The following is a 17835-nucleotide window of genomic DNA, read 5'->3' as shown; positions in this document are numbered from 1 at the left end:
TCTGTAAATTAAGTTGCGTTTATGCAGAACCATGCAACAGAAACTAAATCTATACAACACACTCACACGCAAAAAGGAAGTTTTTGAGCCGTTGCATGCCCCCTTTGTAGGCATGTATGTGTGCGGCCCTACTGTTTACGGTGAGCCTCACCTGGGCCATGCCCGCAGTGCCGTTACCTTCGATACGCTGTACCGCTACCTGAAGCACCTTGACTACAAGGTACGCTATGTGCGCAACATTACCGATGTGGGGCACCTGGTGAACGATGCCGATGAGGGCGAAGACAAGATTCAGAAAAAAGCGCTGCTGGAGCAACTGGAGCCAATGGAGGTGGTGCAGCACTACACCAACATTTACCACCAGGACATGGCCATGCTCAACATGCTCTCCCCTGACATTGAGCCGCGTGCCTCAGGCCATATTATAGAGCAAATCGAAATGATCCAGGAGATTCTGGATAATGGGCTGGCCTATATTGTTAACGGTTCTGTTTATTTCGACGTGCCGGCTTACCATAAAGAATACAACTACGGAAAGCTTTCGGGGCGAGTAATAGAAGACCTGCTTGGCAACAGCCGCACGCTGGAAGGGCAGGAGGAGAAGCGCTCGCCGCTCGACTTTGCCCTCTGGAAAAAAGCGGCACCTTCGCACATCATGCGCTGGCCGTCGCCGTGGAGCGATGGTTTTCCGGGCTGGCACCTGGAGTGCTCGGCCATGAGCCGTAAGTACCTGGGCACCACCTTCGATATTCATGGAGGCGGACTAGACCTGATGTTCCCCCATCACGAGTGCGAAATTGCGCAGAGCCAGGCCAGCCACAGCCATTCCGACTCCGCCCGTTATTGGGTGCATAACAACATGATAACCGTGAACGGGCAGAAAATGGGCAAGTCGCTGGGTAATTTTATAAACCTGCGTGAGCTGTTTAATGGCAACCACGAGTTGCTTACCGACAAGTACTCGCCCATGACCATCCGCTTTTTTATTCTGCAGGCCCACTACCGCAGCACCCTCGACTTTAGCAACGAGGCGCTACAGGCAGCCCGCAAAGGCTACATGAAACTCATGAACGGCCTGCGCGTGCTCGACAAGCTGCAGTACCCCGAAGAAACAGCCGCCACTCCGGACGAAAAACTGAACGAGGAGCTGCTGAAACTGACGCAGGATTGCTTCAGAGGGATGAACGATGACCTGAATACAGCCAAAACCATTGCTTCGCTGTTTAACCTGCTCAAGAAGATCAACAGCTTGTACCTGGGGCAGCTGGCGCTGGATACCCTGAGCAGAGGCACCTTCGACACCATAAGGAGCACTTACAGGGAGCTGGTGCAGGAGGTACTGGGTTTAAAAGAAGAGCCAACCGGCGATGTAGAGCACATGCTCGACCTGGTGCTGGGTTTTTACAAAGAAGCAAAGGAAACAAAAGCATACGATAAGGTAGATGCCATACGGGCAGAGCTCAAAAAGCAGGGCATCGTTATCAAGGACCTGAAAACGGGCGTAGATTGGGCTTATGAAGAATAACATGAACTGGCTGGCACTACTGCTATTTAGCATCCTTACCATCTCTGGCTGCGACTCCGGTGGCCGCCAGGAAGCGCGACAAGCAGAAGCAGCTGAAGAAACCACGCCAGCCGTACAGGCTCCTGACTTTAATGCAGACTCCGCTTACTACTACATAGAGCGGCAGGTAGCCTTTGGGCCGCGTGTACCCAACACCGCAGAGCATTACAAAACAGGCGATTACCTCATTAGCACCCTTAAGAGTTTAGGGGCAGAGGTAAAGGTGCAGAGCTTCCAGATGAAGGCTTTTGACGGGAAGATGCTGAACCTGCGCAATATCATTGCTTCTTTTCAGCCGCAGGTGGCTAACCGTGTGTTGCTTGCAGCCCATTGGGATACCCGCCCTTTTGCCGACAAAGACGATACTGACCCTAAAAAGCCCATAGCTGGCGCCAACGACGGTGGCAGTGGGGTTGGTGTGTTGCTGGAAATTGCCCGAATATTGGGCTCGGCCGACTCAAAGCCAAAAGTAGGGGTAGATATTATCTTATTTGATGGGGAAGATTATGGCCAGCCCGATGATAGTGGCCTGCCGTACCAGGAAGACACCTGGTGCCTCGGCGCTCAGTACTGGAGTAAAAACAAGCATGTGCCGAACTACAGAGCTAAATACGGTGTCCTGCTTGATATGGTGGGAGCCGAAAATGCCAAGTTTGCCCGCGAAGGCACCTCTATGCAATATGCTAAAAACATAGTAGCCAAAGTCTGGAAAGCCGGAAACGCCATTGGCTACTCCGACTACTTTATTTACAAAAACGCTCCTTCTATTGTAGATGACCATTCCTACATTAATGCCTGGGCTAAAATTCCGATGATCGACATTATAGAGTACAACGTAGCCAACTCAAACGATTACTTTGGGCCTTACCACCACCGCCACACCGACAACATGGATATTATCAGCAAAAATACCCTGAAAGCAGTGGGGCAGACGGTGTTGCATGTGCTTTATAACGAATAGGCCCTTGGCATGTGTAAGGCCAAATAGCCTCCAGAAGGGCCATTTCATTAGAATAATTTAGTTCATAATAAAAAGAGAGGCAGCTCATGAGCTGCCTCTCTTTTTATTATGGAATCAGGTTCTCCGATTGCATTCTGCTAACAGTCAGCTCCGCAAACTTTCCGGCAAAGCGGTTAAGCGAAGACGGATTGTAGCTTCTGGATTGGGCAGACCAAAGCAGACCCTCTGTATCGGCATCGTACAGGTTTGTTTCCAGGAAATACACTTTGTCCTCGCGGTAGTAGCCGGGGTCGTAAATCATGGGGTGCCAGTGGCTGTAGTACCCTCTAAACGTGCCATACCAGCCAAACCGGTTCATAGGCGCATATGGGTTGCCAGGCACATACCGGTTCTCTGTCTTTTCGTCTACCACGGCTGCCGTTAAAATAGCATCGTGTCCATCTCCCTTAATTTTCTGGAGCAGCATATCGCCGGTAGAACCACTCTCCCGCATCATGGCCGGTGGAAAAATGTCGATGCTTTTAGTTACAGCAATACCGCGCTTTTGCAGCTCTGCCTGCAGCTGATCTTCTACAATCTGGCGTGCCTGCGGGCTGTCTGTAAGTGCGGCTACAATTATTTTGGTGTATTGCTGGGTAGTGGCTTCCGGACTTTTCCAGGTGCCGGTTATTTGGGTAGAGGGGCTGCAACTAAAAACCAAGAGGCTGGCCCCAAACAATAAAAGCGTTTTTATGCTATTTCTAAATGAATATTGTTTCATAAGGCTCAAGTATTTAATGTTTTTATCTGTAGTAGAATAACGAAGCTTACATAAAATTGATACCATTAGCCGTTTGAACTGTCTGTTAAAACAGTTTCTGGTTTTGCAAAAAAGCGTCTTAGGTGAGCAGAATAGCTTGATAATGAGATATCTGACCTGCCTGTGTAAATAACCTTTGCCAGGGTAACACAGTAAGAGAAGGAATGTGCACTTGCTACGGCTCACCCCTGTATAGCACCGCATGGCAGGCTTGGGCCGGAGCAAAAGAGCACTCCCAATAACTTTGTTCATCATCTTTAGACAAGCATTATGAACTACGAAAAACTTGTAACATTACTCGGGTCGGAGGCAGAAGATCTACTCCAGCACGAGTGCAAAACCTTTTCAAGTGAATTGCTGCACCTGCCGGGCCCTGACTTTGTAGATCGTATATTTATGCAGTCAGACCGAAACCCGCAGGTGCTGCGTAACCTGCAGCAGCTCTACAACCATGGCCGGCTTGCCGGTACGGGCTATTTGTCTGTTCTGCCCATAGATCAGGGAATTGAGCATACAGCAGGAGCCTCATTTGCGCCTAATCCCATTTATTTCGATCCGGAAAACATACTAAGGCTTGCGCTGGAAGGAGGCTGCAATGCCGTGGCTACTACCTTTGGCGGCCTTGGTTTTCTGGCTAGAAAATATGCCCATAAAATACCGTTAATTGTAAAGCTCAACCACAACGAACTGCTAACCTACCCTACCAAGTACAACCAGGTTATGTTTGGCTCTGTAGACGAAGCCTGGAACCTGGGTGCCGCAGCGGTAGGCGCCACCATTTACTTTGGTTCCGAAGAGTCTAACCGGCAGTTGGTAGAGGTGGCACAGGCCTTTGAGCGAGCGCATGAGTTGGGCATGGCTACCATCTTGTGGTGCTACACCCGCAACAGCGCCTTTAAAAAAGACGACGTAGATTACCACACCGCAGCAGATATAACAGGCCAAGCCAACCACTTGGGTGTAACCATTCATGCCGACATCATCAAGCAAAAGTTACCCGAGCTTAACGGTGGTTTTACTGCAATTGGCTTTTCTAAATCGGATGAGCGGATGTATAGCCAGTTAGCCACAGACAACCCTATAGACCTTACCCGCTACCAGGTGGCCAACTGCTACATGGGGCGTGCCGGGCTTATTAATTCGGGAGGAGGCTCTGAGGGAGAAACCGATCTGAAAGAAGCCGTGCGTACGGCCGTTATAAATAAGAGGGCAGGTGGCATGGGGCTGATCCTTGGCCGCAGAGCGTTTCAGCGGGAGTTTAAAGAAGGTGTATCGCTGCTGCATGCGGTGCAGGAAGTTTACCTGGCCAAAGAAATAACCATAGCCTGATTTTGCTGCCAAAAAATATCTTGCAAAGCAAAGTGCCACATCTGAAAGTTGATGTAGCAGGGAGTGTTGAGCCGGTACAAACAAAATTTAAACATACCAGAAGCTCTAGCAGAACTGCCGAATATTAACTAATTTTGTGCCCGGCCTTTTGAAAACCTGTTCAGAAGCACCATATGCAAATATTGGTGCCGTTGGGATAGCCTGTAATGCAGCGTAATAGCGATAATAACACACCTAAATCCTTAAATGTGCGGTAGCACCCAGTCAAAGTATGATGCCTTGGTTTAAAAGAGTAGAAAAAGGAATTATTACCCCTACAGAAGAAAAAAAGGAGACACCTGATGGTTTATGGTACAAGTGTTCCTGCTGTAAAACAGTTACCAGCATGGCTGAGCACCGCCGTAACCTGAATGTCTGTGTGAAATGCAATTTTCATGAGCGCATTGGCTCTGCAGAATATTTTGCCATCTTGTTTGACGAGAACCAGTTCGAAGAGTTAGATGCAAATATGACTTCCTCGGACCCTCTTGCTTTCGTAGACTCTAAACCATACCCAGATAGAACAAAAGCCACGCAAAAGAAAATCGGATTAAAAGACGCAGTGCGTACAGCGCATGGCAAAATGAATGGCGAAGGCGTTGTAATTGCCTGCATGGACTTTTCCTACATAGGCGGATCTATGGGATCTGTGGTAGGAGAGAAAATTGCCCGCGCCATCGACTTTGCCCGCCAGAACCGCCTGCCTTTTCTTATGATCTCTAAATCGGGAGGAGCCCGTATGATGGAAGCCGGTTACTCGCTGATGCAAATGGCTAAAACCTCTGCCAAACTGGCACTGCTGGCCGAAGAAAAGCTTCCTTACATTTCATTGCTGACCGACCCTACCACTGGTGGCGTTACCGCCTCCTTTGCCATGCTCGGAGACTTTAATATTGCGGAGCCAGGTGCCCTGATTGGATTTGCAGGCCCACGTGTTATTAAAGAAACGATAGGCAAAGACCTGCCAAAAGATTTCCAGAGTGCCGAATTTGTGCTCGATCACGGCTTCCTTGATTTTATAGTAGATAGAAAACAGCTAAAGCAAAAGCTAAGCGATTTACTTACCATGCTAAAACCTGTGGTGGCTGAAGAACCGGTAGTTGCCAGAGAGCCTAAAGCCGCAAAAGCATAAGCTATACTTTATTACAAGCTACATTTTTGCAGTCTGCGCTGCAAACAGGCTGCTTTTTGTTAATTTTTTAGCCTTTGCAGCATTAATGGCCCAAGCTCCATCAACCTCACCTTCTTTTTATTTTTCAGGCTCCGGCAATATAGTGCAAAGGAGGGGAGTTGTAGTAAAAGTTAAACTTTTTACGTAGGCAGGTAGTATTACACCCAAGCAAACCATATACATGGTATAGTTTGAATATAGATTGGCATCAGTATTGCAGAGGCAGGAGGAGTAACCATACTGCAACGATTTTTTTACTGATTAAAAATTTTAAAATTAAAGTTATTACAAACTTACTAACAAATGAAAACTCTAAAATTATCATTAGCCTCTTTCTTAGCAGCTTCTATGCTGTTTGCCTCTTGTCAGTCGTCGCGGCCTGTGAGCAGCGGTAGCACATCAGGGGCAGGTACCTCTACTTCTACTACAACAGGTACTCAAAACGACACCGACGCTGAAAAGCAAGGAATGAATAAAACAACCAAAGGTGGTATAATAGGAGCCGGTGGCGGTGCCGTACTTGGTGGCATAGTTGGTAACCGCTTGGGTAACACAGCTGCAGGTGCCATTGTTGGTGCTGCTGTAGGTGGTGCTACCGGTGCTGTAATTGGCCGCAGAATGGATAAGCAGGCGGAAGAACTTGAGAAGAGCATGGAAAATGCTACAGTAGAGCGTGTAGGTGAAGCTATTCGTGTGAACTTCGACTCAGGTATTCTGTTTGCTGTGAATTCTGCCGAGCTAAGTGCCAATGCTAAAAAAGACATCGACAAGCTGGCGCAAACGCTGAAAAGCTACCCAGGCACCAATGTGATCATTGAAGGCCACACGGACAACACCGGTTCGCGTGAATTGAACCAGGGATTATCTGAGCGTCGTGCGCAGGCTGTTCTGAATTATGCCCGTACTACAGGTGTAGATGTTAACCGTCTGCAGGCTAAAGGTTATGCCTTCGACCAGCCTATTGCCGATAACACTACGGCAGAAGGACGTCAGAAAAACCGCCGTGTAGAAATTATTATCGTAGCAAACGAAGAGCTTAAAAACGCTGCCGAAAAAGGCGAGATAAAATAAGTCTAGAACGCTATTAAAGCTATACAGAAGGCGCCTGTCAGTTTTTACTGGCAGGCGCCTTTGTTTTAGGTTGCTACGAACAACAGCAACCTGGATCTTTCCTAAACTCTGCCTCTTTTAAAACCCGGTGGAGTGAATGTCGTTAAAGTGTATTAAATACAAAATATAATATTTCGAGTACGAGGTGGCGATAGAGTTGCAATTTGAGCAATTGAATAGTACATAACCAAACTTAAAAGAGAATCAGAACATTTTTTGGAAAACAGAGTATTACCCTCAGATTCTGAATTTCAGATTAACCAAGAACAGAAATAACTATGAGAAATTTTAAAATTTATGTTACCCTTTTTGCCGTGCTAGGTATGTTGTTTTCGTCGTGTAACACCAGCAGAACAACGAGAGGCGGAGCCATTGGTGCAGGTGCCGGTGGTGTGCTTGGTGGTGTAATAGGTAACCGGGCAGGCAACACAGCTGCAGGTGCCATTATAGGTGCTGCTGTTGGTGGCGCTACCGGTGCTGTGATAGGCCGCCACATGGATAAGCAGGCAGAAGAGCTGCAGCGAGACCTCAAGAACGCCCGGGTAGAGCGTGTGGGCGAAGGTATTAAAATTACATTTAACTCCGGAATTTTATTTGCTACTAATTCTGCCCAGGTGCAGTCTAATGCGCAGACAGAGCTAACGCAGTTGGCCCAAACCTTGAAAAAATACGAAGACACAAACATTTTAGTAGAAGGACACACTGATAATACCGGTGGCCGCGACCTCAACCAGCGTCTCTCGGAGCAGCGGGCAGAGTCAGTGGCGAACTTTTTGTCTAACCAGGGCGTGTCGCGCAGCCGTATGACCTCACAAGGTTATGCTTTCGACCAGCCAGTAGGCGACAACAGCACAGAGGCAGGTCGCCAGCAGAACCGACGCGTGGAAATCGCCATTTATGCAAACGAGAAAATGAAGAAAGCCGCAGAACGGGGCGATTTATAATAAAAACAGGTGCTTTGGCTTTATAAAAGATCTAGTGCAACGTACCTAAAGATAATTGTTATTTTCGATTTAACAGCCGGGCGAAGGTCCGGCTGTTTTTTTATAATTAAAGTTTTAACATTCATTTGTTTAGCGCGTAAGCTGAAGATAATTTATTTAAGAAACTTAATATGAAGCACCATTACTCCATCATTTTATTAGGGCTCCTCTCCAGCTTTACCTTTAGTGCCTGTGAGCGTATGCCCGATACTGAAACCAGCAGACCCGAGCTTGCCATTGCTCCAGGGCCTGTTGAAAGCAGGGTAGAAGAAGGCAAACCCGCCACAGTACAAGAAGCTCTAAAAGCCGATGCGCAGCTGGCCCGCACCATGAGCCTGCAGGAGTTTGTGGACCATATGCAAACCCGCACAACATATTACAGCCAGTTTAAAGAAGTAGACTACGAAGACGATTTCGTGAAAATCAGGAAGGACGGCGAGAAACTGAAAGTAGAAACAGCTGAAGGAAAAGCCAAATAACAACATGGCGACAGCAAGACAGAAACGGAAAAACAGAAGCAATAAGTATGGTGCCATGGTAAACCAGAAATCAAGGCAATGTTTCTAATGAAAAAGGCCTTCAGGAGGCATTATTAGCGAAGAGGTTCAAGGGGCTGAACTTATCGACTTCGTTTGTGCAGCAGGTAAGTCAGCGTCATGGTGAAGGCAGCACCAGCAAAAGCCAGTCCCATATCTTTTTGGGCATCCCAAATATCACCTTGCATGCCCAAAAAGGCCATTCCCTGCTCATTTTCGTTAAATACAATATCGGCTACAAACCACTCCAGTAGCTCATACAGGGCACTCAACGACAATGTAATCTCGACCGGTAAAAAATAATTGTATGGCCATTTTATTTTAAAGCCGCGCGTGAATAAATCGTGCATGGGGTAAGCCAGCAGCAGCCCAAATCCAAGGTGCACAAAACGGTCGTAATGATTACGTGACAGGTCAAAACGCTCTCTCAGCCACTCTCCAAAAGGGTTTTGGTCGTACTGGTACTGGCTCCCGTACACATGCAATAGCAGAAAAAGGAAAATAAGCGTGTAAGAGAGATTAGTGAAGCGGAATATATTGTAAAACGCGACCAGGAAAATAATAAGGGAGAGTGTCAGGAGGTTTTCCAGCAACCAGTTGTTCAAGTCCGGAGTGGTAAAGCCGCTATAGAGGCAGAAGGCTCCAAAAAGCACAGTTAATACAATATGTAGAGGCTTTACAGTATAAGGTGCTTTCACATCAGGTATGGCTGGCATCAGGATCAGGTTCGGTATAAACTAGGCACGTTAGTGCTGACTGCATAAGCCAGCTGATCTAGCATAATACACCGGTTTAAGTAATTTAGATGCAGATTCCAACACTTTAGCTTGTAAAAAAAGAACATTTTAGATACACTTAGTACATTTTGTCAATTTTACTTTGTTTACCTAAACCTGAGCGGGTTGTTTAAGCCAGGCGCAGGAATAATTCCCGCCCCAGTTATAGTACCGTTCGTGAGGATGCGGCAAATTGAGGATTTGAGATTAAAGCTATTTTTCCCAGGTGAGTGGGACCTAAAAAAGACCTCCTGTTTTTTGCCTCTTAGAAGGCTCCGGAAGGCCAGTTTCAATAGAAGAATTAGCTGAATGAGATGCCTCTTGCCCATAGAACCTTTGCAGGAAGACAAAAAGGCAAAGGAAAACAAACAAGGTAGCTCCTCCAGTACGACCCAATTCTTCTAATGAATTTGACCTTCCGGAGGAATTTTTAAGGTGTGCCGAAGTTTGGCTGCCTCAGACCATAAAAGACTGTTGATAAAACACCAGCTTTACCGGACAATCGTCCGGAACCTTAGTTGGATCGCAGTGGTAACCAAACATGTCGTAACCGTTCAGGTAAGGCAGCAGCTTCTTGTAATAGGTGTGCCCTGTGTTTTCAGCCTCAAAAGTAATGTCATGAAAAATGCAGGTAGGCATATGAGGTAGCTTCTCCAGCTTTTCGAACAGATTGTCGGGCTTACCTAAATCGCCTGAGTACACAAAGCGCTTCTCTTCTTCAAAAATGTAGGCATAGGTCTGGAAATTTTCTACATGTTGCCCATATGTATCGATGCATCTAAGCCCTTCTATCTGCTCTATAGGAACAAACTCTGCGTACTTTTCCGGTTCCTTAAGCTGTATCACCAGGAAATCGTAAATCTGCATTCTGAACTGCTCGGAGGTATAGAGAATAATAGGGCGCTCCGCTTTTTCTATAATGCTTTTGTGCAGCAGCAAACTTGCCAGGCTACCGCAATGGTCGTTGTGCAGGTGAGTTAATAAAATGTACTCTACCTTGTTAATCAGGTTTTTCTTAACAAGAGTAGGATAAACAGTATAGCCACAATCTAACAAAATTGTTTTGCTCCTGAATTCAACAAGGGCAGCAGAGTTGAGATAATCAACATCAAAAGCACCGCCAGTACCTAAAAATTTAATCTGCATATATGTTCCTTGTAAAGCTTCTGATGCTGCAATATCCGTATTTGTACCCGGTTATAGCGTTATTTATTACTATTTGTTTCTGGAAACACGCTGTTTTTATGCTGCTTTACTTGATGTACGATTTTTTTAAGGTGAGAGCGATTACACAAGGAGGTAAAAGCAGGCTAACAGCAATTTTGTGGCTACGTAAACCATAAAAAATGCCACATGCCTATGGATGCGCACCAACTACCGGTACAGCAGAAAACGGAGCAGACGCACGAGCTGTTGAATACGGCTTATAAAGTGCTGACCCTCGAGAGCCGGCGCACGCCTATGCAGGAGCTTATCTCTACGATGCTCTCGCACCGCACCACCCATGCCGATGAAGTAAAAGCCTACAATACCATGCTCGAACAGTTTGGCGATTGGCAGGGTGTAATAGATGCGCCGGTGCAAGAGCTGGCGCGGGCAATTGCCACCACCCGCTACCCCGATCAAAAGGCTCCACAGATACAGCAAACACTTCGTATTATTAAAGAGGAGCGGGGCGAGATCAACATCGATTTTCTGAACGATATGCCAGTAGAGGAGGCCATGGCCTGGCTCACTAAACTTCCGGGCGTAGGACTGAAAACTGCTACGCTGCTCTTGCTGTTCAATTTTAAGAAGCCGGTGCTACCCGTAGATACGCACGTGTTTCGGGTGAGCCAGCGGGTGGGGCTAATAGGAGCCAAAGTAACTGCTGACAAAGCGCATAAACTGCTGCTGGACATGCTGCCTAAAGATGCTGTGGAATTGTTTAACTTTCATAAGCATCTGTTCTGGCACGGGCAGCGCGTTTGCACTTGGTACACACCAAAATGTGAGCAATGCGTGCTGCAGCCTCTGTGCAACTACTACCAAGATGTGCGGGCAAAAGGCATAGACCAGCAGGCAGAATAGTCAGCTGCTGAAAACAAAAGGCATGGTAAATTATTCTAATGATTTTGTCCTTCCGAAGGGTTTGTAGCTGTTAAAAGCCTTAGACAGGAGCAAGGGGGTCGCTATAAGGCCTACAAGACCGCCCGCAATGTAAATAAACACCAGGTCCCATTTCGAATGCTCCCCGAGCACGTACTTCAGGAGCACCACCAAGGTAGTAACTGTAAAAACAGTTAGCCAATAGATTACTATATTCCATAAGGAAGCGGGAGGTACTTTTGCTGGGGGCAGTTTTAGGATAGCAACCAGTATAACCAGCAACCCAACTAAGGAGCTCAGTAGCTGCAGCACAAAAAAGTAAGTGTAGCGGTAGCCATCGTACACAAAGCTATCCAGCAGCACCGGAAACCAGCCAACCGCGCGTCCGTTTTTATGCGTAAAACTATCCCAGAAAATATGAGAGGCAGCACCCAGTATAACAGAAACGATAACCACACCATAGTTCCGCTTAAAGTAACTAACCCAGTTAAAGGCCTTAAAACGATGCAGGCGCTTGCGCAAAAAACCGGGCAGGCTATCAATTAAAGCATCCCGAACTATTATATGGAACACAAACGCAAGCAGCAGGCCCATCGGCAGGTTAAAATAAAAAATGCTACGCCAGGTGTGGCTATAAGGGTCGTGAGCCTCCATTCTGATGAATTTTTCGAAATCAGGGGCCAGGCTGCCCACTACCAGTCCGGTAAGGGAGGTCCAGCGCCTAAAAACAGAATGTACTGGTAAGACAATGGCTGGGTGTGAAAATGTAAAGGGCATGTAAAAGTTGCTTTAGGGTACAAGCCCCTGGTCAAATGCTGAAGTTATACTTCGGTAAACGCAGAAGGGTTGCCTATAGTGTTCTGATACTGAAGCTCTTGCTAACAATTGTTAGAATGAAAACAGACTTCCGGAGCCATTTTGACCTGAAAATGCGGAGGGTGCTCTCAGAGTAAAATAGTTTGAGGCTTTAGGCATAGTGGAGGGTAGCACCCTGGGGCAGCACCTGCAGGAGTGCCTGTCGCCCACAGATAAGCGCCAGGTTATGAGGTTCGTGCCCAACCGGAAAACCGTAGCAAATGGGGTAGTTATATTTGCCGGTGTGTTCTGCAATAATCTCGTAAGCATCTTTCCCGAACGGAATAGTATTGTCGTGCATGTCGCTCATGTGGCCTACTACCAGGCCAGCCAGGTGGCTGAGCTTGCCGGTTCGGTCGAGGTGCACGAGCATGCGGTCGAGGTGGTAAAGGTACTCGTCCAGGTCTTCCAGAAAAAGGATTTTGCCTCGCGTGTCGATGTCGGATCGGGTGCCGGTGAGGTTGTGCAGCATAGACAGGTTGCCGCCCACCAGTTGCCCCTGCGCCTGGCCGGTGCGGTTTAAGGCATGCGGTGCCGCCTGGTACGTAACAGGCTCGCCAAAGAGCACCTGCCGGAGCGTTTCAATGGCCCGCTCTGTGCCTTCTCTCGAAAACAAAACAGGCATAATGGCATGCACCGATTCCAGGCCGAGCGTGTGCAGGTGGCAGTGCAGCGTGGTTACATCGCTAAAGCCTATCAGCCACTTTGGTTCTTTCTGTAGAGGAGTAAAATCTACCTGATCTATAATGCGGGTGGTGCCGTAGCCTCCGCGGGCGCATACAATGGCTTTTATGGCAGGATTGTCGAGCATCTGTTGCAGGTCCTGCAGCCGTAGCGCATCGTCTCCGGCAAACTGGTTGTAGCTCGCCCCAATTGTTTCTCCAATAATTACTTCCAAGCCCCAGCTCCTAAACACCTGGACAGCAGCTTCTATTTCTGGAAGGCTAATTTTTCGGGCTGTGGCCACAATGGCAATTTTATCGCCCGGACGAAGAGGTGGGATCATGCGCAGTGTTTTTTTACAGAAAACGAAGTTAGGGCTTTTTAGGCAAAATTTGCTGAACACCTTTTTTTTGAGCAAATTCGGCAGCTTTGCTTTTTAAAGGGGCAAGTTTAGCGCGCTAGCGCCTCAGTTGCCCTATTTTTGTCTCGTGCCATTTGTATCTTGCTAAAATATGCCAGAATTAAAGAAGAAGTCTTGGGTCGATAAGTTTTTGTCGGTAATAGAGCGTATCGGAAATGCCTTGCCACACCCAGCCACCCTGTTTGCCGGTTTTGCATTGCTTGTCGTGCTGCTCTCGTGGGTAGCCAGCCTATTCGATCTGGCGGTGGTGCACCCTGGTACCGGCGAAACCATAACCCCTGTAAACCTGCTCTCCCGCGATGGCCTGCACATGATCCTGACGCGCATGGTCACGAACTTTACGGCTTTTGCGCCGCTGGGTACGGTGCTGGTGTCGTTGTTGGGTATTGGTATTGCTGAGGGAACTGGCTTTATTGGGGCGGTGCTGCGGCTGGTGGTGCTATCGTCACCGAAGCGATTGCTGACGTTTGTTATTGTGTTTGCCGGTGTACTTTCTAATACGGCCAGTGAGGTGGGCTATGTGCTGTTGGTGCCGCTGGCTGCGGTTATCTTTCTGGCGGCTGGTCGGCACCCGCTGGCTGGTTTGGCGGCCGCCTTTGCAGGTGTATCGGGTGGCTACAGCGCCAACCTGCTGTTGGGTACTGTAGATCCGTTGCTGGCTGGGCTCTCTACAGAAGCTGCCCGTATCATAGACCCGCAGTATAGCGTAAACCCTGCCGCCAACTACTATTTTATGTTTGTCTCTACTTTTTTAATTGCGGGTTTGGGTACCTGGGTAACGGAGCGGGTGGTTATACCGAGGCTTGGCGAATATACAGGCGATGAAAAACCGGAGCGGATAGAGCGGCTCAATGCACAGGAGAAACGGGGGCTGCTTTATGCCACTGTTGCTTTTTCCTTGCTCACAGCCTTTATCCTGGGCGGGTTGTTGCCAGAAAATGGTTACCTCCGCGACCCAGAGACAGGCGAAATTCTGCACTCACCGTTCATGTCGGGTATTGTAGCGTTCATCTTCTTAATTGCGGCCATTGTGGGTATTGCCTACGGCATCGGCGCCAAAACCATACGCAACGATAGCGACGTAATGCGTGGCATGTCTAAGTCTATGGAGACGCTGGGGTCGTACATTGTGCTGGTGTTTTTTGCCGCTCAGTTCGTGGCTTATTTTAACTGGACAAACCTGGGTCTGATTCTGGCCATTAACGGAGCCGATGTGCTGAAGACGATGGGACTGAGTGATATTCCGCTCATGATCATGTTTATATTGGTAGCTGCTGCCATTAACCTTGTAATGGGAAGTGCTTCGGCCAAATGGGCCATTATGGCTCCTGTGTTCATCCCGATGTTCATGTTGCTGGGTTACACCCCAGAGTTTACGCAGGTCGCCTACCGCATCGGCGACAGCGTAACCAACATTATCTCACCTATGATGTCGTACTTTGCCCTGATTGTAGCCTTTATCCAGCGCTACGATAAAAATGCAGGTATCGGCACCGTTATCTCCACCATGCTGCCGTACTCCGTGGTGTTCTTCATCGGCTGGACCATTCTGCTCATCATCTGGATATTAGTTGGCTTACCAGTAGGCCCAGGTGCAGAGATGTATATGCCGTGATGCATGTTCAGTATTATTAGTTAAAAATGGCCCAACATATTCAAACTTACCAAGGAACCCTAGGAGCCTTTAAAGCAAAAAAGCTTCGGAAAGGCTGTTTTTATTAGAATAATTTAGAGCTCTATTCAAAAACAGCAAGGGCAGCCTCGTTTACCGGGGCTGCCCTTGCTGTTGCTCAGAAACGAAGCATTTTTAAAGTAGCTTATAGCCAAGACTCAAAATTAGTTGTTGGTTACGCATATTGTATTTGTTGCTCGTTTCGGTGAATTGTCTTTTTATGGTTTCGTAGCGCAGGTCCAGTGTGAGCCGCGATATGTCTATGCCAACGCCACCCTGGATGCCCCAGTCAGATTCGTTCATGTACTCGTCTATGGTTTTGCCTTCCTGCTTGGCGCTCATCATAATAGAAGCCACCGGACCAGCCTGCACTCTCAGAACATTAAAAATGTTATAGCCAACCAATATCGGAACATCCAGGCGAGTAAACTTGAATTCCTGTGAGCTGCCAGTAGGCGTGGTTACCTGGTTATCGAATACCTGTATTTTACCTCCCGAAGAAGCAAGCACTGCTTCAGGCTGTATAAAAAATCCTGCTATCTGTAAGCGGGCAAATGCTCCGGCATGGTAACCAGTAATGTTTTTAGGATCTTTAAACTCTGAAGTGCTCTGCACATCGTTGAACAGGACTTTGGTAGAACTTACGCCGCCTTTTATACCAAGCGTAAAAGGCGAAGCTGGGACTTGGGCATTTGCAGTTACAAAGGCTAGTCCCGCTAAAACTGTTAATAATATTTTTTTCATAGTGGTGGTTATAAAGATTTAAATTGACTGATGTATTATTTAACGAGCCAATTCTATCATGTTGTACGTTACTTTAGTTTTTTCGGTGATTAAATGTTACAACTATGGAGTACAGTTTAGCTCAAAACGGCAGTTGCTTCAATCTCCACCAGCAATCTCGGGTCTATTAAGGCTTTTACCTCTACCATAGAGGCTGCAGGCTTAATGTCGCGGAAGAACTCGCTGTGCGCGCGGCCTACTTCCTGCCATTGTGTAATATCTGTCACATACATTCTAGTCCGGATCACATCTTGCAGCGAGGCACCTGCCTGTTGTAAGGCTTTCTCCATTTTAAGTAAGATAAATTTTGTCTGCTCGTATGGGCTGTCGAGGCCAATAATCTGGCCGCCATCTGTAGCGGTAGTGCCTGCCACTTCTACCACATTGCCTATGCGAACGGCTCTGCTGTAACCTACCAGGTCTTCCCAGGCGGTGCCGGATAAAATATTCTGTCTTGCTGTTTTCTCCATTGTTGAGATTTAGTTGTAGTAAAATAGCGGCTTGCCGAGGTTGCAAGGGCTGCTGTGTAAACTTCGTATATTTTACTTACTTTTGAAGCCTATGCGCCTCACCTCAAAGCCTGTGCTCTGCAACTATTACGTTACCTACCGGTGTAACGCCAAGTGCTCGTTTTGTGATATATGGGAGAAGCCATCGCCCTATATAAAAGTAGAAGATGTACGTAAAAACCTGCAGGACCTGAAGCGGCTAGGGGTAGAAGTAATAGACTTTACCGGAGGCGAACCGTTGTTGCACCGCGAGATAGACGTTTTTCTGCAGATGGCGCACGACATGGGTTTTATCACCACGCTCACCACCAATGGGCTGCTATACCCCAAGTTAGCCAATCGGCTTAAAGGGCTGGTAGACATGCTGCACTTTTCCCTCGACTCTTCTTCCAAAACCGAGCACGACACCGGTCGTGGCGTAGCCTGCTTCGACTTTGTGATGGAATCCATTCAGGTGGCAAAGCAGTTGGGGGAGCGCCCCGATATCATCTTTACCGTTTTCAAGCACAATCTGTCGCAGCTGGAGGAGGTTTATCAGCAGATAACGCAACCCAACAAGCTGATGCTGCTTATCAATCCGGCTTTCGAGTACAACGGAGTGGCGGCAGGCGAGCAACTCACGGAAGCAGAATTAGCTTACCTCTCGGCCTTTGGCAAGCGCAAGGGCGTGTACCTAAACGATGGCTTTGTGGAGCTCCGGCGCGATGGTGGCAACCACACCGATAAACCTGTCTGCAAGGCTGCCTCTACCACACTTGTTATTTCGCCAGAAAACGAACTGGTGCTGCCTTGTTACCATCTGGGTGCCAAAGGCTTTCCTATTAACGACAACCTGTACACCCTCTACCACTCCGAGGAGGTAAACAAACTCAAGCGCCTGGAAGGCCGTTTGCCAGCCTGCGAAGGCTGCACCATTAACTGCTATATGCAGCCTAGCTTTGCCGTAGAAGTAAATAAATATTTTTGGAAGGCGCTGCCCAGTACCCTCAAATACAACCTTTACAAAGGCACCTGGAAACGACTGGTAGGTTTATAGTGCAAAACCTTTGAATGGAATAGTGAGAAAAAGCTCTGGGAGGTCATTTTTATTCGAATAATTTGATGACTGACCTTATGGAGCAGGAGCGTGCGCAATACTCACCTTCCGATTGAATTTGTTATTTATTGATTAGGCGGCTACAAAGGCCGCATGGGCATAATAATATTCCTCACCACAGCAACATCCAAACAGAAAGTTCGCCAATCATTTTCCTGCCAAAGAGCTTCTTCTAACTACTACAAAATCCCTAAAATAATATTTCAGGAGTTCTTAGTTTTTAAAAGTTTATAGAAAAACAACATTTGTTGTCAAATTTACAATTGTGTCCCGATTTTCTCTTTCTAGATGATAATGAAGGTGTTTTGACTTTACAAAGGAACATTAGTTTTTTCTGTTTGGTTACTTGCTATTGATCTTCATAATAAATACTTTTATAAATATGTTTAAATGTTAAAATAACACTTAACAATTAAAACCTATTTTGTCTTGCGTAGGTACCTATCTATTGTACTGATTGTTTAGGTGCGTATATGATTT

At 47.3% G+C, this 17835-nt stretch carries 17 protein-coding genes; 10 read left to right on the top strand and 7 right to left on the bottom strand.

Going from position 1 to position 17835, the window contains the following annotated elements:
* Nucleotides 1-31 precede the first annotated feature (31 nt).
* Together cysS and ACMA1I_RS16475 are read left to right on the top strand one after the other, a co-directional pair.
* Nucleotides 32-1525 (top strand): cysteine--tRNA ligase, encoded by a 1494-nt coding sequence (cysS, locus tag ACMA1I_RS16480; protein WP_337069510.1) that lies wholly within the window; start codon nucleotides 32-34, stop codon nucleotides 1523-1525.
* Nucleotides 1515-2525, top strand: a complete 1011-nt coding sequence (locus ACMA1I_RS16475) for a M28 family peptidase (protein WP_337069509.1) — start codon at nucleotides 1515-1517, stop codon at nucleotides 2523-2525. The genes cysS and ACMA1I_RS16475 overlap by 11 nt, the downstream gene beginning before the upstream one ends.
* Before the next feature lie 106 nt (nucleotides 2526-2631).
* Here the strand turns inward: ACMA1I_RS16475 and ACMA1I_RS16470 are convergent, their stop codons facing one another.
* Nucleotides 2632-3285: a hypothetical protein gene (locus ACMA1I_RS16470; protein ID WP_337069508.1), complete on the bottom strand. Its 654-nt coding sequence runs from the start codon at nucleotides 3283-3285 to the stop codon at nucleotides 2632-2634.
* 309 nt (nucleotides 3286-3594) lie between these two features.
* Between ACMA1I_RS16470 and ACMA1I_RS16465 the strand changes: the two genes are divergently transcribed.
* The 5 genes from ACMA1I_RS16465 (at nucleotide 3595) to ACMA1I_RS16445 (ending at nucleotide 8435) form a co-directional block, all read left to right on the top strand.
* Nucleotides 3595-4653 (top strand): class I fructose-bisphosphate aldolase, encoded by a 1059-nt coding sequence (locus ACMA1I_RS16465; protein ID WP_337069507.1) that lies wholly within the window; start codon nucleotides 3595-3597, stop codon nucleotides 4651-4653.
* A 274-nt stretch (nucleotides 4654-4927) separates the two neighbouring features.
* Nucleotides 4928-5824: an acetyl-CoA carboxylase, carboxyltransferase subunit beta gene (gene accD / locus ACMA1I_RS16460; protein WP_337069558.1), complete on the top strand. Its 897-nt coding sequence runs from the start codon at nucleotides 4928-4930 to the stop codon at nucleotides 5822-5824.
* A 342-nt stretch (nucleotides 5825-6166) separates the two neighbouring features.
* Nucleotides 6167-6934, top strand: a complete 768-nt coding sequence (locus ACMA1I_RS16455; RefSeq protein WP_337069506.1) for an OmpA family protein — start codon at nucleotides 6167-6169, stop codon at nucleotides 6932-6934.
* 317 nt (nucleotides 6935-7251) lie between these two features.
* Nucleotides 7252-7917: an OmpA family protein gene (locus ACMA1I_RS16450; protein ID WP_337069505.1), complete on the top strand. Its 666-nt coding sequence runs from the start codon at nucleotides 7252-7254 to the stop codon at nucleotides 7915-7917.
* A gap of 170 nt (nucleotides 7918-8087) precedes the next feature.
* Nucleotides 8088-8435, top strand: a complete 348-nt coding sequence (locus tag ACMA1I_RS16445) for a hypothetical protein (RefSeq protein WP_337069504.1) — start codon at nucleotides 8088-8090, stop codon at nucleotides 8433-8435.
* A 140-nt stretch (nucleotides 8436-8575) separates the two neighbouring features.
* Here ACMA1I_RS16445 and ACMA1I_RS16440 read toward each other — a convergent pair whose 3' ends face one another.
* Nucleotides 8576-9208, bottom strand: a complete 633-nt coding sequence (locus ACMA1I_RS16440; RefSeq protein WP_337069503.1) for a DUF2238 domain-containing protein — start codon at nucleotides 9206-9208, stop codon at nucleotides 8576-8578.
* Between the two features lie 516 nt (nucleotides 9209-9724).
* Nucleotides 9725-10414: an MBL fold metallo-hydrolase gene (locus ACMA1I_RS16435; protein ID WP_337069502.1), complete on the bottom strand. Its 690-nt coding sequence runs from the start codon at nucleotides 10412-10414 to the stop codon at nucleotides 9725-9727.
* 213 nt (nucleotides 10415-10627) lie between these two features.
* Here ACMA1I_RS16435 and ACMA1I_RS16430 point away from each other — a divergent pair, with 213 nt between their 5' ends.
* Nucleotides 10628-11338 carry an endonuclease III gene (locus ACMA1I_RS16430; protein WP_337069557.1) on the top strand — a complete coding sequence of 237 codons (711 nt, stop codon included), beginning with the start codon at nucleotides 10628-10630 and terminating at the stop codon, nucleotides 11336-11338.
* 30 nt (nucleotides 11339-11368) lie between these two features.
* Here ACMA1I_RS16430 and ACMA1I_RS16425 read toward each other — a convergent pair whose 3' ends face one another.
* Nucleotides 11369-12133, bottom strand: coding sequence for a DUF4184 family protein (locus ACMA1I_RS16425; protein WP_337069501.1), 765 nt, complete (start codon nucleotides 12131-12133; stop codon nucleotides 11369-11371).
* A gap of 190 nt (nucleotides 12134-12323) precedes the next feature.
* On the bottom strand, nucleotides 12324-13217 hold the full coding sequence (locus tag ACMA1I_RS16420) for an LD-carboxypeptidase (protein WP_337069500.1): 894 nt from the start codon (nucleotides 13215-13217) through the stop codon (nucleotides 12324-12326).
* 169 nt (nucleotides 13218-13386) lie between these two features.
* Between ACMA1I_RS16420 and ACMA1I_RS16415 the strand changes: the two genes are divergently transcribed.
* A complete protein-coding gene (locus tag ACMA1I_RS16415; RefSeq protein ID WP_337069499.1) occupies nucleotides 13387-14910 on the top strand; it encodes an AbgT family transporter in 1524 nt (507 codons plus the stop codon).
* A 192-nt stretch (nucleotides 14911-15102) separates the two neighbouring features.
* Here ACMA1I_RS16415 and ACMA1I_RS16410 read toward each other — a convergent pair whose 3' ends face one another.
* The gene (locus tag ACMA1I_RS16410; RefSeq protein ID WP_337069498.1) at nucleotides 15103-15711 is read right to left on the bottom strand and encodes a porin family protein; all 609 of its coding nucleotides are present in this window, start codon (nucleotides 15709-15711) and stop codon (nucleotides 15103-15105) included.
* Between the two features lie 116 nt (nucleotides 15712-15827).
* On the bottom strand, nucleotides 15828-16220 hold the full coding sequence (locus ACMA1I_RS16405; protein ID WP_337069497.1) for a RidA family protein: 393 nt from the start codon (nucleotides 16218-16220) through the stop codon (nucleotides 15828-15830).
* A 91-nt stretch (nucleotides 16221-16311) separates the two neighbouring features.
* Here ACMA1I_RS16405 and ACMA1I_RS16400 point away from each other — a divergent pair, with 91 nt between their 5' ends.
* On the top strand, nucleotides 16312-17295 hold the full coding sequence (locus ACMA1I_RS16400) for a radical SAM protein (protein ID WP_337069496.1): 984 nt from the start codon (nucleotides 16312-16314) through the stop codon (nucleotides 17293-17295).
* Nucleotides 17296-17835 lie beyond the last annotated feature (540 nt).

It is taken from the genome of Pontibacter sp. 13R65 (genome assembly GCF_047525655.1).
Taxonomy (GTDB): domain Bacteria; phylum Bacteroidota; class Bacteroidia; order Cytophagales; family Hymenobacteraceae; genus Pontibacter.
This window is presented reverse-complemented; position numbering and strand designations above follow the sequence as displayed.

Excerpts from the sequence above, each read along its gene's own strand:
- ACMA1I_RS16440 (WP_337069503.1), bottom strand. The coding sequence starts at position 9,208 with ATGCCAGCCATACCTGATGTGAAAGCACCTTATACTGTAAAGCCTCTA.
- ACMA1I_RS16410 (WP_337069498.1), bottom strand. The coding sequence starts at position 15,711 with ATGAAAAAAATATTATTAACAGTTTTAGCGGGACTAGCCTTTGTAACT.
- ACMA1I_RS16455 (WP_337069506.1), top strand. The coding sequence starts at position 6,167 with ATGAAAACTCTAAAATTATCATTAGCCTCTTTCTTAGCAGCTTCTATG.
- ACMA1I_RS16465 (WP_337069507.1), top strand. The coding sequence starts at position 3,595 with ATGAACTACGAAAAACTTGTAACATTACTCGGGTCGGAGGCAGAAGAT.
- ACMA1I_RS16445 (WP_337069504.1), top strand. The coding sequence starts at position 8,088 with ATGAAGCACCATTACTCCATCATTTTATTAGGGCTCCTCTCCAGCTTT.
- ACMA1I_RS16450 (WP_337069505.1), top strand. The coding sequence starts at position 7,252 with ATGAGAAATTTTAAAATTTATGTTACCCTTTTTGCCGTGCTAGGTATG.
- cysS (WP_337069510.1), top strand. The coding sequence starts at position 32 with ATGCAACAGAAACTAAATCTATACAACACACTCACACGCAAAAAGGAA.
- ACMA1I_RS16470 (WP_337069508.1), bottom strand. The coding sequence starts at position 3,285 with ATGAAACAATATTCATTTAGAAATAGCATAAAAACGCTTTTATTGTTT.
- ACMA1I_RS16425 (WP_337069501.1), bottom strand. The coding sequence starts at position 12,133 with ATGCCCTTTACATTTTCACACCCAGCCATTGTCTTACCAGTACATTCT.
- ACMA1I_RS16405 (WP_337069497.1), bottom strand. The coding sequence starts at position 16,220 with ATGGAGAAAACAGCAAGACAGAATATTTTATCCGGCACCGCCTGGGAA.
- accD (WP_337069558.1), top strand. The coding sequence starts at position 4,928 with ATGCCTTGGTTTAAAAGAGTAGAAAAAGGAATTATTACCCCTACAGAA.
- ACMA1I_RS16420 (WP_337069500.1), bottom strand. The coding sequence starts at position 13,217 with ATGATCCCACCTCTTCGTCCGGGCGATAAAATTGCCATTGTGGCCACA.
- ACMA1I_RS16475 (WP_337069509.1), top strand. The coding sequence starts at position 1,515 with ATGAAGAATAACATGAACTGGCTGGCACTACTGCTATTTAGCATCCTT.
- ACMA1I_RS16430 (WP_337069557.1), top strand. The coding sequence starts at position 10,628 with ATGGATGCGCACCAACTACCGGTACAGCAGAAAACGGAGCAGACGCAC.
- ACMA1I_RS16435 (WP_337069502.1), bottom strand. The coding sequence starts at position 10,414 with ATGCAGATTAAATTTTTAGGTACTGGCGGTGCTTTTGATGTTGATTAT.
- ACMA1I_RS16400 (WP_337069496.1), top strand. The coding sequence starts at position 16,312 with ATGCGCCTCACCTCAAAGCCTGTGCTCTGCAACTATTACGTTACCTAC.
- ACMA1I_RS16415 (WP_337069499.1), top strand. The coding sequence starts at position 13,387 with ATGCCAGAATTAAAGAAGAAGTCTTGGGTCGATAAGTTTTTGTCGGTA.